General features: G+C 38.9%; 16 protein-coding genes. 13 read left to right on the top strand and 3 right to left on the bottom strand.

Translation table 11 applies throughout. The annotated features are described in order from the left end of the window. Positions 1 to 170: 170 nt before the first annotated feature. Complete coding sequence (locus tag P375_RS07320; RefSeq protein ID WP_039135806.1) at positions 171 to 611, top strand: YcgN family cysteine cluster protein; 441 nt, start codon at positions 171 to 173, stop codon at positions 609 to 611. A gap of 80 nt (positions 612 to 691) precedes the next feature. Here the strand turns inward: P375_RS07320 and P375_RS07315 are convergent, their stop codons facing one another. The 3 genes from P375_RS07315 to purE all read right to left on the bottom strand — a co-directional run bounded on the left by P375_RS07315 (position 692) and on the right by purE (position 3,571). Further along, complete coding sequence (locus P375_RS07315) at positions 692 to 1,882, bottom strand: amino acid aminotransferase (RefSeq protein WP_039135805.1); 1,191 nt, start codon at positions 1,880 to 1,882, stop codon at positions 692 to 694. Positions 1,883 to 1,979: 97 nt separating this feature from the next. Then, positions 1,980 to 3,068 carry a 5-(carboxyamino)imidazole ribonucleotide synthase gene (gene purK / locus P375_RS07310; protein ID WP_039135804.1) on the bottom strand — a complete coding sequence of 363 codons (1,089 nt, stop codon included), beginning with the start codon at positions 3,066 to 3,068 and terminating at the stop codon, positions 1,980 to 1,982. A gap of 2 nt (positions 3,069 to 3,070) precedes the next feature. Then, positions 3,071 to 3,571 carry a 5-(carboxyamino)imidazole ribonucleotide mutase gene (purE, locus tag P375_RS07305; RefSeq protein ID WP_039135803.1) on the bottom strand — a complete coding sequence of 167 codons (501 nt, stop codon included), beginning with the start codon at positions 3,569 to 3,571 and terminating at the stop codon, positions 3,071 to 3,073. A 205-nt stretch (positions 3,572 to 3,776) separates the two neighbouring features. Between purE and pepN the strand changes: the two genes are divergently transcribed. The 12 genes from pepN to nanA all read left to right on the top strand — a co-directional run bounded on the left by pepN (position 3,777) and on the right by nanA (position 15,663). Then, on the top strand, positions 3,777 to 6,389 hold the full coding sequence (gene pepN / locus P375_RS07300; protein WP_039135802.1) for an aminopeptidase N: 2,613 nt from the start codon (positions 3,777 to 3,779) through the stop codon (positions 6,387 to 6,389). A 73-nt stretch (positions 6,390 to 6,462) separates the two neighbouring features. Further along, entirely contained in the window at positions 6,463 to 7,479 is a 1,017-nt protein-coding gene (gene pyrD / locus P375_RS07295) for a quinone-dependent dihydroorotate dehydrogenase (protein WP_039135801.1), read from the top strand. A gap of 102 nt (positions 7,480 to 7,581) precedes the next feature. Continuing rightward, positions 7,582 to 8,127 (top strand): cell division protein ZapC domain-containing protein, encoded by a 546-nt coding sequence (locus P375_RS07290; RefSeq protein ID WP_039135800.1) that lies wholly within the window; start codon positions 7,582 to 7,584, stop codon positions 8,125 to 8,127. A gap of 16 nt (positions 8,128 to 8,143) precedes the next feature. Continuing rightward, positions 8,144 to 8,983 carry a PHP domain-containing protein gene (locus tag P375_RS07285; RefSeq protein WP_039135799.1) on the top strand — a complete coding sequence of 280 codons (840 nt, stop codon included), beginning with the start codon at positions 8,144 to 8,146 and terminating at the stop codon, positions 8,981 to 8,983. Between the two features lie 77 nt (positions 8,984 to 9,060). Further along, on the top strand, positions 9,061 to 9,684 hold the full coding sequence (locus P375_RS07280) for an L-threonylcarbamoyladenylate synthase (RefSeq protein WP_013747022.1): 624 nt from the start codon (positions 9,061 to 9,063) through the stop codon (positions 9,682 to 9,684). 34 nt (positions 9,685 to 9,718) lie between these two features. Then, positions 9,719 to 10,612, top strand: coding sequence for a 23S rRNA pseudouridine(2605) synthase RluB (gene rluB, locus P375_RS07275; RefSeq protein ID WP_039135798.1), 894 nt, complete (start codon positions 9,719 to 9,721; stop codon positions 10,610 to 10,612). A gap of 21 nt (positions 10,613 to 10,633) precedes the next feature. Then, entirely contained in the window at positions 10,634 to 11,605 is a 972-nt protein-coding gene (cysB, locus tag P375_RS07270; RefSeq protein ID WP_039135797.1) for an HTH-type transcriptional regulator CysB, read from the top strand. A 211-nt stretch (positions 11,606 to 11,816) separates the two neighbouring features. Further along, entirely contained in the window at positions 11,817 to 12,503 is a 687-nt protein-coding gene (locus P375_RS07265; RefSeq protein WP_039135796.1) for an N-acetylmannosamine-6-phosphate 2-epimerase, read from the top strand. 10 nt (positions 12,504 to 12,513) lie between these two features. Then, positions 12,514 to 13,398 (top strand): N-acetylmannosamine kinase, encoded by an 885-nt coding sequence (locus P375_RS07260; RefSeq protein ID WP_039135795.1) that lies wholly within the window; start codon positions 12,514 to 12,516, stop codon positions 13,396 to 13,398. Positions 13,399 to 13,407: 9 nt separating this feature from the next. After that, positions 13,408 to 13,875: an N-acetylneuraminate anomerase gene (gene nanQ, locus P375_RS07255; protein WP_039135794.1), complete on the top strand. Its 468-nt coding sequence runs from the start codon at positions 13,408 to 13,410 to the stop codon at positions 13,873 to 13,875. Positions 13,876 to 13,891: 16 nt separating this feature from the next. Then, the gene (locus tag P375_RS07250) at positions 13,892 to 14,758 is read left to right on the top strand and encodes a MurR/RpiR family transcriptional regulator (RefSeq protein ID WP_039090359.1); all 867 of its coding nucleotides are present in this window, start codon (positions 13,892 to 13,894) and stop codon (positions 14,756 to 14,758) included. A gap of 23 nt (positions 14,759 to 14,781) precedes the next feature. After that, on the top strand, positions 14,782 to 15,663 hold the full coding sequence (nanA, locus tag P375_RS07245; protein WP_039135793.1) for an N-acetylneuraminate lyase: 882 nt from the start codon (positions 14,782 to 14,784) through the stop codon (positions 15,661 to 15,663). Positions 15,664 to 15,674: the final 11 nt, after the last annotated feature.

The raw sequence follows: 15,674 nt of genomic DNA, 5'->3' as shown, positions 1-15,674 counted from the left end.
CGTTGTAGATATAACAAAAAAAGGAGAATAAGGTTAAACGATAATTAATTTATTTAATAAAAAAATTTATTTGTTAGATTATTTTTAATAAATGGTTTCTTTTTTTAGACATAATTTTATAAAAATTGCAATTTTAGTGGAGATTAAGATAAAAACGGAGTGGTTGAAAAATGGCACTAAGTGAACAGTTTTGGCAACAAAAAAGTTTATTGGAAATGAGTGACGAAGAATGGGAAGCGTTATGTGATGGTTGTGGTAAATGCTGTTATCGAAAGTTTATTGAAGGAAGAGGTAAACGGCAACGGTTCTATTTTACCCGTATTGCTTGTGATTTGTTGGATTTAGAAACTGGGCGCTGTCAAAATTATAGCCAACGTTTTAAATTGATGCCGGACTGTACTAAATTAACCAAGAAAAATTTACCTGATTTCACGTGGTTGCCGAAAACCTGTGCTTATCGATTACTGTATGAGGGCAAACCTTTACCGGAATGGCATCCGCTGTTAGTGGGGAATCAATCTGAAATGCATAAAGCCAAAGTGATGATCACAAACGGCATTCACGAACAGGATGTGATTGATTGGTTTGAGTTTGTGGTGGATGAGTTTTGACTCGGTTGAATTGTAAATTTTATATGCTGCTATGTCATAAAAAAGTCGCTCGATGAGGAGCGACTTGATCTAATCAGTGATTAAAGTACTTTCACAATACTTTCACATAAATAGTCGATATTTTGTTCGGTGATGCCAGCGACATTGATACGACCGGAACGAACAGCATAAATGGCAAATTCTTCTTTTAAGCGATCAACCTGTTCAGGGCTTAATCCACTAAAAGAGAACATCCCGTTTTGTTGAATAATAAAATCGAAATTCTGTTTTGCACCGTGTTTAGCCAGCAATTCCACAAATTTTTGACGCATTGCTTTGATTCTGCCACGCATTTCATCCAATTCAGCAATCCATTCCGCTTTTAGTTGTTCATCATTTAAAACGGTCGCAACTGCGCTCGCACCGTGAGATGATGGGTTAGAATAAAGTGTACGAATGATAACTTTAATTTGGCTAAATGCTTTAGTAGCAATTTCTTCATTAGCAGCAACAAGTGTGAATGCGCCGACACGTTCGTTGTATAAACCGAAGTTTTTGGAATAAGAACTGGCTACTAACAATTCTTGATGGTTTGCGGCAAAAGTGCGTAAGCCGACCGCATCTTCTTCCAAACCGTTAGCAAATCCTTGATAAGCAAAATCGAATAACGGCAACCAGCCTTTTTCAGCCGACATTTTTGCTAATGTTGCCCATTGTTCCGGTGTAGGATCGATACCGGTCGGGTTGTGGCAACAACCGTGGAATAATACTACATCACCTGCTTGTGCATTTTCTAAATCAGCAATCATTCCTTCCCAATCCAAGCCGTGAGTAACTTTATCATAATAGCGATAATCACAGATATTCATTCCGACCGCTTTAAAAATGGCGTTATGGTTTGGCCAGGTTGGCGCACTGATCCAGACATTTTTTGCAGAAGTTTGACGTTTAATAAATTCAGCTGCAATGCGTAATGCACCAGTACCGCCAAGGCTTTGTGCTGTTTTAGCACGTTTATTTTTTACAATATCGTGATCAGCACCAAATAATAAAATTTGCGTTTGGCGATTAAAATCAGCTAAACCGTCAATGCCGAGATAATTTTTGGTATTTTCGTTAGCAAGTAGGCGTTTTTCAGCCTCTTTTACCGCTTTGATGATAGGAGTTTGTCCGTTAGCATCTTTATAAACACCAATACCAAGATTGACTTTATTACTACGTGAATCAGCTTTAAATGCTTCACCTAAACCAAGAATTGGATCGGCCGGAGCGGCTTCAATATGTTCAAACATCAGATTTTCCTTCTACATAATTGTTGCGTTAACAGTGTGCTAGTTATACCGTTAAAGCGTTGACTTTGACAAGTGTTTCTAGCGATTTAATTTCATTTTATGCAATTCGTAATTGCTGTTTTGCCCAAGCTAAACCGGATTGGTAATCATCCGGCAGTAACGGTTCAAGTTGGTTTAAAATCTTTATCAGCTGCATATTATCAGGGTGTGCAATATTGATATGACCCAATTTTCTGCCGGCCCTCACCTCTTTTCCATACCAGTGTAGTTGAGAATAAGGCAATGCCAACCACTCTTTGTGATGTTCAGTGCCGATAATATTGACCATCACGGTTGGCATTCTTACGACTAATGGCGGAGTTGGTAAATTCAATAATGCACGTAGATGTAATTCAAATTGACTAATATTTGCTCCTAACTGTGTCCAGTGTCCGCTATTGTGGACACGTGGCGCGAGTTCATTGATCAACAATTTATCACCGACAACAAAACATTCCATCGCCATTACGCCAACATAATCCAGATGTTGCATAATTTTACCGAGCATATATTCCGCTTCAGTCTGCATCGGGTGCAGCTTGGTTGATGATATTACACTGTAACGTAGAATACCTTGTTGCTGTAAATTTTGTGTTATTGGATAAAAATAGGTACGACCATCGGCGAATCTAGCTCCAACCAAAGAAACTTCGCTATCAAAAGGGATAAAAGCTTCAGCGATAGTTTGATCGAATAATTCTTTCGTAATAACATCAGTGTTATGTTGATCAACAATCCATTGACCTCGACCATCATAACCTCCGGTACGACGTTTCACTACCACTTTTTCACCAATACTTTGCCAAACCTGTTGCCACGAGGTTTGTGCCGTTAAATGTAGCCAAGGAGAAGTAGCAAGTTCAAGCTGATCAAGCAATTGTTTCTGGGTAAGGCGATCTGCAAGATAAGCAAAAATATTTTTATTAATGAAATTTGGGTGAGAAGAAAGCTGTTCGGTTAATGGTGTTTGCTCCCAACGTTCAATTTCGGCTGTTATCAACGCTTGTTGCTCCAATTCAAACAGAGCTTGTTGGAATGCAAGAGGTACAACATTAATATCTAAAGGCGCACCGGCATAACGTAACATTCGACCTAATTGTCCATTACCTAAAACGTAAATTGTTGGATAAAGAGAACTTTTTTGCATAATTATTGATCTATAACTCGTGGATCGGGATGATTTAATACATCATCGGTTTGTTGTTGGCGAAATTGACGTAAACGATTGCTTAAATCAGCATTAAAAACGGCAAGAATTTGTGCTGCAAGCAAACCGGCGTTTGCTGCACCGGCTGGGCCAATAGCTAATGTGCCGACCGGAATGCCTTTTGGCATCTGTACAATAGAATATAAACTATCTACACCACTCAACATTGAGCTTTTTACTGGCACGCCAAGTACAGGAACAAGAGTTTTAGCTGCTAACATTCCAGGCAAATGCGCCGCACCGCCAGCTCCAGCAATAATAACTTTATAGCCATTTTCAGCAGCAGTTTCAGCAAATTGGAATAATTTATCGGGGGTACGATGAGCAGAAACGATTTCAACGTGATAAGGAATTTGTAATTGATCGAGAATATTGGCGGCTTCTTGCATTGTATTCCAGTCACTTTTGGAACCCATTACAATCGCAATTTCAGTTTGAGGCATAACATAATTTCCTAGTAGTGAATTTGAGGGTATAAGGATAGCATTTATTGATAAGCAGTGAAATATGACAATCTTATTTGAATTAAAATCAAAGATAGCGACGATAGGAAGAAACCATTGAAAATCCTTGAAATCAGATTGCAACTTGAGGAATAAAACTTTATCCTAGCACACGTTTTTTTATGTTTTTATGGATGGAAGATTTATGTTACCAAAAGCTAAATATCGGAAAGATTATAAAAAGCCTGATTACACAATTAGTGATATTTTTCTTGAATTTCAACTCGATGCACAACAAACTAAAGTCACGGCAAAGAGCTTGGTGCATAAATTAAATCCAGAAGCGACCAAATTACATCTTGATGGACAAAGCTTAGATTTAGTTTCAATCAAACTGAACGATGAACCATTTTCTCAATATGAAAAAGTAAATGATGGTTTGATTTTAGATTTAGAAACGATTGTACGTGACAAATTTGAATTAGAGATTGTTACCTTAATTTCTCCAGCGAAAAATACATCGTTACAGGGGTTGTATCAATCCGGAGAAGCTCTTTGTACACAATGCGAAGCGGAAGGTTTCCGTCAAATTACTTATATGTTGGATCGTCCTGATGTGTTGGCACGTTACAGCACACGTATTATCGCTGATAAAACTCAATATCCAATATTACTTTCTAATGGTAACCGTGTTCGTCAAGGGGATTTGGATAATGGTTTTCATTGGGTAGAATGGCAAGATCCTTTCCCGAAACCAAGCTATCTTTTTGCATTGGTGGCAGGTGATTTCGATGTATTGCGTGATACTTTCACCACACGTAGCGGACGCGAAGTGGCATTGGAACTTTATGTTGATAAAGGTAATTTAAATCGTGCTGATTGGGCAATGGTCAGTTTGAAGAAAGCAATGAAATGGGATGAAGATCGCTTTGATCTCGAATACGATCTTGATATTTATATGATTGTCGCTGTTGATTTCTTCAATATGGGCGCAATGGAGAATAAAGGTTTAAATATCTTTAACTCTAAATTTGTATTGGCGAACCCACAAACTGCAACCGACAATGATTATCTTGATGTTGAAAGAGTGATTGCCCACGAATATTTCCATAACTGGACAGGTAACCGTGTTACTTGTCGTGATTGGTTCCAACTTAGTTTAAAAGAGGGCTTGACCGTTTTCCGTGATCAAGAGTTTTCATCCGATACCGGTTCTCGTACTGTAAATCGCATTAATAATGTCAAATTCCTACGTGCAGTGCAATTTGCTGAAGATGCCAGTCCGATGGCACATCCGATTCGTCCGGAAAAAGTAATTGAAATGAACAATTTTTATACTGTTACTGTTTATGAAAAAGGGGCGGAAGTAATTCGTATGATTCATACGCTTCTAGGAGAAGAAAAATTCCAAGCAGGAATGAAATTGTATATTGCAGAAAATGATGGAACAGCAGCAACTTGTGAGGATTTTGTTTCTGCAATGGAACGTGCTTCTGGGGTCGATTTAACTCAATTCCGTCGTTGGTATAGTCAATCTGGTACGCCGGAATTAAACATAACAGATGAATATGATACCAATACTTTGACCTATCGCCTGCATATCAATCAAATGACTCCGCCAACTTTGGATCAAATGGATAAAGTCAATCTACATATTCCAGTTCGTGTTTCCCTGTATGACGAAGCAGGACAAGTGTGGCCATTGAAAGTGCAAGGTGTTGAATTAAGTTCCGATGTGCTGAATATTACACAATATGAACAGACTTTTGAATTTTCACCAGTATACAAAAAACCGGTTCCAGCATTATTAAACGAATTTTCTGCGCCGGTCAAATTAGAATTTCCTTATAGTAAACAACAGTTGATTACCTTAATGAAATTTGCGGAAAACGGTTTTATTCGTTGGGATGCTAGCCAGATGTTATTGGCTAATGAATTACGCCAAAATTTACAGCATTATCAACAAAATGAAACAATGCAACTTTCGGAGGAATTTATTCAGGCACTGCACTATTTGCTGGATAATTATAATCAAGATATTGAATTGACAGCATTAATTTTGGCATTGCCGAAAGAAACTGAGTTTGCAGAGTTATTCAAAACCATTGATCCATCAGGTATTCGTGCAGTGCATAGTTTTATGCAGAAAGAGATTGCTTCTACCTTGAAAGATCAACTATTGCGTTTATATAACTTTACACAGCAAGATGAATATCATATTGATCAGAAGAGTATCGCTTTACGTAGCTTCAATAATGTCTGTTTAAGTTATTTAGCCTTTACCGAATTAGGTAATACGTTAGTGTATAAACATTATACCCACACTAATAATATGACTGATACTTTGGCGGCATTATCTATGTCAACTCAAGCACAACTAGCTTGCCGTGATGAGTTATTGACAGATTTTGAGCAAAAATGGCAACACGATGGATTAGTGATGGATAAATGGTTTGCGTTGCAGGCAACTCGTCCGGATGAGGATGTGTTAGAAATTGTGCAGAATTTGATGAAACATCCAAGTTTTAATTTTAATAATCCGAATCGGTTACGTGCATTAGTAGGTAGTTTTTGTTCACAAAATCCAAGTGCATTCCACGCAATTGATGGTTCAGGCTATCGTTTCTTAGTTGATGTTTTGATTCGTTTAAATAGTTCAAATCCACAGGTGGCAGCACGTTTAATTGAACCATTAATTCGTTTGTCACGATATGACAATCAGCGACAAACCTTGATGAAGCGCGGTTTGGAACGTTTGAGAGAAGTAGAAAATCTTTCTCGTGATTTATTTGAGAAAATAGACAAGGCATTACAATAAACTAAAAGAGAGGCACTAGCCTCTCTTTTTCTATTAAAATATTACAGTTAACTATCCAGCGAGGTGTACGAGTATGTATCAAATAATCCGCAAAGCCCTATTTTCATTAGATGCGGAAAAAGCCCACGAATTAACAATTCATTTATTGGGGATGGTCGGTCGCAGTCCGGCAAAATGTTTGCTTGAGAAATATTTTCAAGTTACAGGAACACCAAAACAATGTATGGGAATTACTTTTAAAAATCCGATTGGATTAGCAGCAGGTGCAGATAAAAACGCTGAAGCAATTGACGGTTTCGGCACATTAGGTTTTGGTTTTATTGAGGTGGGAACGGTAACGCCATTACCTCAACCCGGTAATGCAAAACCTCGACAATTTCGTTTAATTTCTGCAGAAGGAATAATTAATCGAAACGGTTTTAATAACGATGGCGTGGATAAGGTAATCGAAAATATTAAGAGATCTCGCTATGACGGCGTATTGGGAATTAATATTGGTAAAAATACTTTTACACCTGTAGAAAAAGGACGAGATGATTATTTGCTCTGTTTAGAAAAAGTATATCCATATGCTGATTATATTACTGTCAATATTTCATCACCGAACTCTCCGGGATTGCGTCAATTACAATATGGCGAGTTATTGGAAGATTTATTAGGCGCATTAAAACAGAAACAAAAAATATTAGCAGCACAACAAAATAAATATGTTCCGATAGCTTTAAAAATTGCACCAGATTTAACAGAAGAAGAGTTGGTAGCGATTGCAGACAGTTTGCGCCGACATCAATTTGATGGCGTGATTGCGACCAATACTACTTTATCAAGAGATACGGTCGTCGGTTTAGCAAATGCCGATCAACAGGGCGGATTAAGCGGTAAACCGTTACAAGATTTAAGCACAAAAATTATTGCGCGTTTATATCAAGAATTAAAAGGTGATATTCCAATTATTGGCAGTGGCGGTATTGATAGTGTGGAAAATGCACAGCAAAAAATAGCGGCAGGTGCAGAATTATTGCAAATTTATTCCGGTTTAATTTATCACGGACCAAAATTGGTGCAGGAATTAGTAAAAAATATTGCATAATAAAAGAAATTTTAGAGAAAAGTGTTATTTAAATCGCACTTTTCTCTTTTTTTATCATATAATCAACAGCATTATTATTTTATTTTTAGGTAAGTTATTTCTATGGCATTCAATAATAAGTGTAAATGGAGCTATGACAGTGAACGTGATCGTCTCACTGCGATACTGCCTAATTATACGATTATTGAAACAACGCTGAATAAAGAGGTGTTGAATAGAGATGGAATGGGAAGCACTAGCTTTGAAGTGGATGACTTTGATTTGGTCAATCGCTTTATTGATGTTCTAGCGCCATTGCAATTATCGGAAGATATTTGTCATCAATTAGCTTATAGTGCCGTTGCCTGTCGCCATTTTTTATTACCTAAACAGCAACAAAATTGGTTTTTTAGTTTACTTGAACAATCTCAAATGCCGACAGACATTGGTTTGGCAAAATGTCTGATTTCGCAAAGTCAGATGTGGGCAACCTTGTTAGTTGCCGATATTGAAGAAAATATTGCCAGCGTGATTGTTTTAGATGAACAGATAAAATTACCGCATTCTCAACTTCAGTTCGGTGATGTTTTCCGGATTAATATTAATCGACTTGAATCGCTGATGATTGAAGTTTCCGCACCGCAAGCAATATTCCAACAGTACGCATAATTAAATTAAGAGCATAATGCAAAAGTTATCACAAATTTCTGCAACAAAAATTGATCTTCATTCCCACAGCAATGCTTCAGATGGCGTATTGTCGCCGACAGCACTCATTTCACGCGCCAAAGAACAAGGCGTTGAAGTGTTGGCATTGACCGATCACGATACGGTGGACGGCATTGCCGAAGCAAAAACGGCAGCTCAACAGCAACAGATTACCTTAATCAGCGGCGTTGAAATTTCGACCGTGTGGCAAGGCAAAACCATTCATATTGTCGGACTTGATTTTGATGAGACAGATCCGGCAATGACGGAGTTGTTACAGCGACAAGCGCAGTTGCGCTATGCCAGAGCGGTGGAAATTGGCGAAAGGTTTAAAAAATTTGGATTGGAAAATGCTTTTGCCGAAGCGCAGGCTTTGACCAGTGGTGAAGTAACACGAGCGCATTATGCACGTTATTTAGTCAATATCGGTATGGTAAGCAATGAAGGACAAGCCTTTAAGCGTTATCTTTCACAAGGAAAACCTTGCTATGTCAAAGCAAATTGGTGTGATATTCCGACCGCGATAGAGGTTATCCATCAAGCCGGCGGTATTGCGGTGGTGGCACATCCGATGCGTTATCAGATGACGAATAATAAAATCCGCACGCTGATTGAGGATTTCCAACAGTGGGGCGGTGATGCGGTCGAAATTGCCGGTGGTGTTGATCACAATCAGCAAAAAATGTTAATTCAGTGGTTGGACAAGTTATCACTGTCTGCTTCTGTCGGTTCAGACTTTCATTATCCGTGCGGTTGGATTGAATTAGGCAAAAACTTAACTATTCCTGAAAATGTTAAAACGGTTTGGCAACGATAGTGTAAATCTTTTGTGATTTTAAGATTGAATGCGTTATATAATAAGCCGTTTTTGTTGTCACAATACAGGAGAGTGTTATGAGCCAGTTTTTCTATATCCATCCGGACAATCCTCAACAACGTTTGATCAATCAGGCTGTCGATATTTTGCGTGACGGCGGTGTCATCGTTTATCCAACGGATTCCGGCTATGCGTTAGGTTGTATGCTCGGTGATAAACACGCAATGGATCGCATTATTCGCATTCGTAAATTGCCGGAAGGGCATAATTTTACTTTGGTGTGCAGTGATCTGTCGGAGTTATCCAATTATTCATTGGTGACCAATACCATTTATCGTTTGATCAAAAATAATACGCCGGGACGTTATACCTTTATTTTAACGGCAACTAAAGAGTTACCAAGACGTTTAATGACATCCAAACGTAAGACGATTGGTATTCGTGTGCCGGATAATAATATTGCGTTGGCATTATTGAAAACATTAGGTGAGCCGATTCTTTCCTGTTCATTGATGCTGCCGGGCGAGGAGTATTTCACCTTATCCGATCCGGAAGAAATTCGTAATTTGTTGGAAAATCAAGTGGATTTAATTATTCACGGCGGTTATCTTGGACAAGATCCGACCACAGTAGTTGATTTAACAGTTGAGCCGCCGGTGATTTTAAGAGAAGGCAGCGGCAGCATTGAACCTTTTATTTAATCATTAGACGTCTGTGAAGACGACAAGGAGATTTATGCAACTCAAGCAAGATGAGAAAAAAAACACAGGCAAAATTGTCGGTGAAAAATTACAAAAAGTATTGGCTCGTGCCGGAGTCGGATCGCGCCGTGAGGTGGAAACGATTATTGCCGCCGGGCGTGTGAGTGTGAACGGTAAAATTGCCTCACTAGGCGATCGTGTCGAAGTGAAAAACTATACCAAAATTCGTGTCGATGGTGAGCTGGTTTCATTAATTGCTGCGCGCAAAGATATTTGTCGCGTGTTGATGTATTACAAACCGGAAGGAGAACTTTGTACTCGTCACGATCCGGAAGGGCGTGCGACCGTTTTTGAGCGTTTGCCACAAATCAGCAATGCTCGTTGGGTGTCGGTTGGACGTTTGGATATTAATACTTCAGGCTTATTATTGTTTACTACCGATGGCGAATTGGCTAATCGTTTAATGCATCCGAGCAAAGAAGTTGAACGTGAATATTCAGTGCGTGTATTTGGTCACGTGACAGAGCAAATGTTGGCAAAACTGCGTAAAGGTGTGCAGTTGGAAGACGGTCCGGCAAGTTTTAAAAAGATTTCCGCACAAGGTGGGCAAGGAATGAATCAATGGTTTTCTGTAACCTTAACGGAAGGGCGGAATCGTGAAGTGCGCCGTTTATGGGAGTCGCAAGGTATTCAGGTGAGCCGATTAATTCGTACCCGTTACGGCAACATTGATTTGATGAAAGGTTTGCCGCGTGGCGGTTGGATTGAATTACCGTTAGAAAAAGTGAACTATTTGCGTCAATTAGTTGATTTACCGCTCGAAACGGAAAGCAAAGTGGATACTAAAAATTCACGTTCATTCAAATCAAACCAAATTCGTAAAGCGGTTAAACAACATTCACTTAAAAAACGTTATCAAACACGTTAAAGCAGTATTAAGGGAGGAAGAATGAAGTTACAGCAATTACGTTATATTGTTGAAATTGCAAATAATAATTTAAACATTACTGATGCGGCAAAGTCACTTTATACTTCCCAACCCGGTATTAGTAAACAGGTTAAATTGTTAGAAGATGAGCTGGGATTGCCAATTTTTGAGCGTAACGGTAAACATATTCAGAGTTTAACGCCGACCGGAGAAAAAATTATTGCGATTGCTCGTGAATTATTGGTGAAAGAGCAGAGCATTAAAGCGATTGCCGATGAGCATAAACGTCCGGATGTCGGTACTTTGCGTATCGCCACCACCAATACGCAAGCGCGCTATAAATTGCCGGAGGTGGTGAAAAAGTTTGTCAAACGTTATCCGGATGTGAGTTTGCATATTCATCAAGGTTCACCGCAACAAATTTATGAGTTGTTGCTTTCAGGTGAAATTGATTTGGCGATTATTACTGAAGCGCAATATCTATTTGAAGATGCGATTTTGTTGCCTTGTTATATGTGGAATCGTTCTGTGATTGTAAAGAAAGACCATCCATTAGTGGAAGTTGAACATTTAACCATAGAAGAGTTGGGGAAATATCCGCTCGTTACCTATATCTTCGGTTTTACTGGGCGTTCCGATCTTGATTATGCCTTTAATCGTGAGGGTATTTTGCCAAATACTGTTTTTACAGCAACAGACGCAGACGTGATCAAAACCTATGTACGTCTTGGTTTGGGTGTTGGCATTATGGCATCGATGGCTTATAGCGATCAGGATAGCGATTTGGTTGCAATTGATGCCAGCCATCTTTTCAAAGCCAGTATGACGCAAATTGCATTCAAAAAAGGCTCATTTTTACGCCGTTATACTTATGACTTTATTAATATTTTTGCACCACATCTAACACGCTCCCAAGTGGAAACTGCTGAACAGATTCGTGATAATGATATGATTCGCAAAATGTTTGATGACGTTGAGTTGGAATATCTTTAAATCTTATAGCAGCAAATTATGCAGAGAATTTTACTCTGCATAATTTTTTAATTTTCTCCTCCATTTGATTGTAAAATCCCTCCATTTTTGCAAAAAAGTGAGATCTTGATCTCAAAAAAAAATTATTTTGCTTGTTCTTAAGATGACATAAGAGTAAATTACACCCATTATGAAGTCTAACTTCTATTTTAATAAAATTACTGGAGTTTATATGTCAAATTTAAATCAACAAGAAATTTTGGCAGCAATTAAGCACGGTTTAATTGCTTCTTGTCAACCGGTCGATGATGGTCCAATGGATCATCCTGAAATTGTCGCTGCAATGGCGCAGGCTTCAGTGATTGGCGGTGCCGCTGGTTTACGTATTGAGGGGATTGATAATTTAAAAGCAACAAGACCAACCGTCAATGTACCAATTATTGGCATTGTTAAACGCGATTTGCCAGACAGTCCGGTGCGGATTACGCCATTTTTAGACGATATTGAAGAACTTGCAGCAGCAGGAGCAGATATCATCGCTTTTGACGGCACCTTTCGTACTCGCCCGACAACGATTGAAGAAACTGTGAAAAGAATTAAAGCATTGGGCAAACTTTCAATGGCAGATTGCTCTACTTTTGATGAGGGGATATTCTGCCAAAAATTAGGTGTTGATTTGATTGGTAGCACAATGTCCGGTTATACCGGTGGTGCCGTGCCGTCAGAGCCGGATTATCAATTAGTGATTGATCTGACAAAAGCCGGTTGCCGCGTGATGGCGGAAGGGCGTTACAACACACCTGAATTGGCGAAAAAAGCGATTGAAATCGGCGCGCATTCAGTTACGGTCGGATCAGCATTGACTCGTTTGGAACATATTGTCAGCTGGTTTGCGGATGCAGTCAAATCAGCAAAATAGGGAGAAACCTATGCAAGTTTTAGCGTTAGATATCGGTGGCACCAAAATTGCAACAGCGTTGGTTAATAATGGGACGGTAACTTGTCGCCGTCAAATCGCAACACCGACACAAAATGTGGTTGATGAGATGCATAAGGTCTTGGCGGAGATTGTACAGCAGTATCAAGGGCAATTTGACTGCGTGGCGGTTGCTTCCACCGGCATTATTAATAATGGCATCTTAACGGCATTAAATCCGAAAAATTTAGGCGGATTGGCAGAGTTTCCATTAAAAGAGAGCATTGCGCGTCATACCGATAAACCGATCGGTTTATTAAATGATGTACAGGCGGCGGCTTGTGCCGAATATAAAGAACAGAATGCTGATCAAGTGGAAAATTTTGTCTTTATTACCGTTTCTACCGGCGTTGGTGGTGGCATTATTTTACAACGACATTTATTAACGGAACCGAATGGTATAGCTGGTCATATTGGTCATACATTGGCTGACCCGAATGGACCGATTTGTGGTTGTGGCAGACAAGGTTGCGTGGAGGCAATTGCTTCCGGACGAGCAATTGAAGCAGCTACAAGCGTTTGGGAACGCCCTTGCTCACCCAAAGAGGTGTTTGAACGTTTTCGTCAACAAGATGAGAAAGCCACAGCTGTAGTACATCGATCAGCGAAAACTATTGCTAATTTGATCGCTGATTTAGTCATTGGGCTAGATATTCAAAAAGTAGTTATCGGTGGTAGTGTCGGCTTGGCAGAGGGTTATTTACCACTGGTGAAAAACTATTTACAACAACAACCTAAATTTTATCAATGTGCGGTTGAACAGGCATTTCACGGACAGGATGCCGGTTTGATCGGTGCAGCGTGGTGGGTTGAGCAGAATTTAACAACATTAAAATAAGGAACAGATATGTTTATTGGAGATTTAACAAAAGCGGAATATAAATTGAGTTTGCCAAAAGTGATTGCAGAGGCTTTGGATCATTTGCAGACACTTGATTTAGCAGGTTTGGAATTGGGTAAACATCATATTACCGATCAAATTTATATGAATGTAATGGAGTTTGATACTACCGATGCTAGCAGTAAACAAGCGGAAATTCATCGTCAATATTTAGATATTCAAGTTTTAATTAGCGGTAAAGAGGCAATTCAATGTAGCCCTGTTTATCCTGATTTATCACTTTATAGCGAATATGATGAAAAAGATGATTACCAATTAACACCGGATATTGACGCTAAAAGTGAAATTGTGTTGCGTCCGAAAATGTTTGCAATTTTTCTTCCTTATGAACCACATAAACCGGGCTGTAATGTCGAAGGTAAAGTGCAACATTTGAAAAAATTGGTGGTAAAAATTCCAGTTACCTTGCTTTAAAGTAAAGAGAGTTATTATGTCTGAAAGCGGAAAAATTCTTGATACGATTGGTGCATTGCAAACCAGTTTAACTAAAACGGAAAAGCGAATTGCAGCAGCGATTTTGGCTTCACCTAACTTATTAAGCCAGTCCTCCTTGTCGGAGGTTTCAGAACAACTCAATGTGGGTGAAGCAACTTTTATTCGATTTTGTCGCACACTCGGGTTTAAAGGTTATACCGATTTCAAATTAGAGCTTGCCATTGAATTGGCAACACAAGAAAAACAGAACCAAACCTTGTTGGATACAGAAGTATCGGAAGAGGATAATGCATTTGAAATTGCCAAAAAATTACAAACTGCATTAGTAAACGTAGTAGGGGAAACCATCAATTTGCTTGATTTTGATCAGTTGGATCAAGTGGTTAATGAGCTTCATAAAGCCAAACGTATTTTTTTGTTCGGTGTCGGTTCATCAGGCATTACCGCTGAAGATGTAAAACATAAATTAATGCGTATCGGATTGCAGGTGGATGCAACCACGAATAACCATTTTATGTACATGCAAGCATCTCTTATGAAAGCAGGAGATGTTGTAATAGGTATTAGTCACTCCGGTTATTCAGAAGAGATTATCCGCTCATTACGCATCGCTAAGAAAGCTGGTGCAAAAACGGTAGCTTTAACGCACAATTTACGTTCTCCAATTACTGAAGAGGCAGATTATGTCTTGATTAACGGTAATCGCCAGGGACAAATGCAAGGAGATTCAATTGGCACAAAAATTGCGCAATTATTTGTAATGGATTTGATTTATGCATTATTGGTGCGTAAAGAAGAACAAAAAGCGATTAAAGCGAAACAGAAAACCATTAATGTTATTTTGGAACAACGAATTAAATAACTCTGTTAATAAAGGAAAATTTTATGAAAAATTTAAAAGGTATCTTCAGTGCATTATTAGTTTCTTTTAATGTGGACGGCTCAATCAACGAAAAAGGTTTGCGAGAAATTATCCGTTACAACATTGATAAAATGAAAGTGAACGGTTTATATGTTGGTGGCAGCACCGGCGAAAACTTTATGCTTTCAACAGCTGAGAAAAAAGAGATTTTCCGCATCGCCAAAGATGAAGCGAAAGATGAGGTAGCATTAATCGCACAAGTTGGTAGCGTTAATTTACAAGAAGCGGTTGAATTAGGTAAATATGCAACTGAATTGGGTTACGATTCGCTTTCTGCGGTAACACCTTTCTATTACAAATTTAGTTTTGCTGAAATCAAAAACTATTACGACACCATTGTGGCTGAAACTGGTAATAATATGATTGTTTACTCGATTCCGTTCTTAACCGGCGTGAATATCGGCGTGGAACAGTTTGGTGAACTTTATAAAAATCCTAAAATTATCGGTGTAAAATTCACAGCTGGTGATTTTTATTTATTGGAACGCGTTCGTAAAGCTTATCCGAACCACCTTATCTGGGCTGGTTTTGATGAAATGATGCTTTCAGCGGCAGTATTAGGCGTGGACGGTGCAATCGGTAGTACCTTCAATGTCAATGGTGTGCGTGCAAGACAAATTTTTGAATTGGCTCAACAAGGTAAGATCGAAGAAGCTCGTCAAATTCAACACGTTACCAACGACTTGATCGAAGGCATTTTATCTAATGGACTTTATCTCACCATTAAAGAGTTGTTGAAATTGGACGGCGTGGATGCCGGTTATTGCCGTGAACCGATGACCAAAGAATTAACTCCGGAAAAAATCGCATTTGCGAAAGAGCTAAAAGAAAAATATCTTGCTTAATGGCATATAGG

Source organism: Gallibacterium genomosp. 2 (assembly GCF_000771895.1).
GTDB lineage: Bacteria > Pseudomonadota > Gammaproteobacteria > Enterobacterales > Pasteurellaceae > Gallibacterium.
The sequence above is the reverse complement of the archived record's forward strand: the minus strand, read 5'-3'. Positions and strand labels throughout refer to the sequence as shown.

What these genes read in the sequence shown, in the direction of transcription:
- P375_RS07265 (WP_039135796.1), top strand. Translation starts at nt 11,817, where the DNA reads ATGTCAAATTTAAATCAACAAGAAATTTTGGCAGCAATTAAGCACGGT.
- P375_RS07285 (WP_039135799.1), top strand. Translation starts at nt 8,144, where the DNA reads ATGCAAAAGTTATCACAAATTTCTGCAACAAAAATTGATCTTCATTCC.
- pyrD (WP_039135801.1), top strand. Translation starts at nt 6,463, where the DNA reads ATGTATCAAATAATCCGCAAAGCCCTATTTTCATTAGATGCGGAAAAA.
- rluB (WP_039135798.1), top strand. Translation starts at nt 9,719, where the DNA reads ATGCAACTCAAGCAAGATGAGAAAAAAAACACAGGCAAAATTGTCGGT.
- P375_RS07290 (WP_039135800.1), top strand. Translation starts at nt 7,582, where the DNA reads ATGGCATTCAATAATAAGTGTAAATGGAGCTATGACAGTGAACGTGAT.
- purK (WP_039135804.1), bottom strand. Translation starts at nt 3,068, where the DNA reads ATGCAAAAAAGTTCTCTTTATCCAACAATTTACGTTTTAGGTAATGGA.
- nanA (WP_039135793.1), top strand. Translation starts at nt 14,782, where the DNA reads ATGAAAAATTTAAAAGGTATCTTCAGTGCATTATTAGTTTCTTTTAAT.
- pepN (WP_039135802.1), top strand. Translation starts at nt 3,777, where the DNA reads ATGTTACCAAAAGCTAAATATCGGAAAGATTATAAAAAGCCTGATTAC.
- purE (WP_039135803.1), bottom strand. Translation starts at nt 3,571, where the DNA reads ATGCCTCAAACTGAAATTGCGATTGTAATGGGTTCCAAAAGTGACTGG.
- P375_RS07320 (WP_039135806.1), top strand. Translation starts at nt 171, where the DNA reads ATGGCACTAAGTGAACAGTTTTGGCAACAAAAAAGTTTATTGGAAATG.
- P375_RS07315 (WP_039135805.1), bottom strand. Translation starts at nt 1,882, where the DNA reads ATGTTTGAACATATTGAAGCCGCTCCGGCCGATCCAATTCTTGGTTTA.
- cysB (WP_039135797.1), top strand. Translation starts at nt 10,634, where the DNA reads ATGAAGTTACAGCAATTACGTTATATTGTTGAAATTGCAAATAATAAT.
- P375_RS07250 (WP_039090359.1), top strand. Translation starts at nt 13,892, where the DNA reads ATGTCTGAAAGCGGAAAAATTCTTGATACGATTGGTGCATTGCAAACC.
- nanQ (WP_039135794.1), top strand. Translation starts at nt 13,408, where the DNA reads ATGTTTATTGGAGATTTAACAAAAGCGGAATATAAATTGAGTTTGCCA.
- P375_RS07260 (WP_039135795.1), top strand. Translation starts at nt 12,514, where the DNA reads ATGCAAGTTTTAGCGTTAGATATCGGTGGCACCAAAATTGCAACAGCG.
- P375_RS07280 (WP_013747022.1), top strand. Translation starts at nt 9,061, where the DNA reads ATGAGCCAGTTTTTCTATATCCATCCGGACAATCCTCAACAACGTTTG.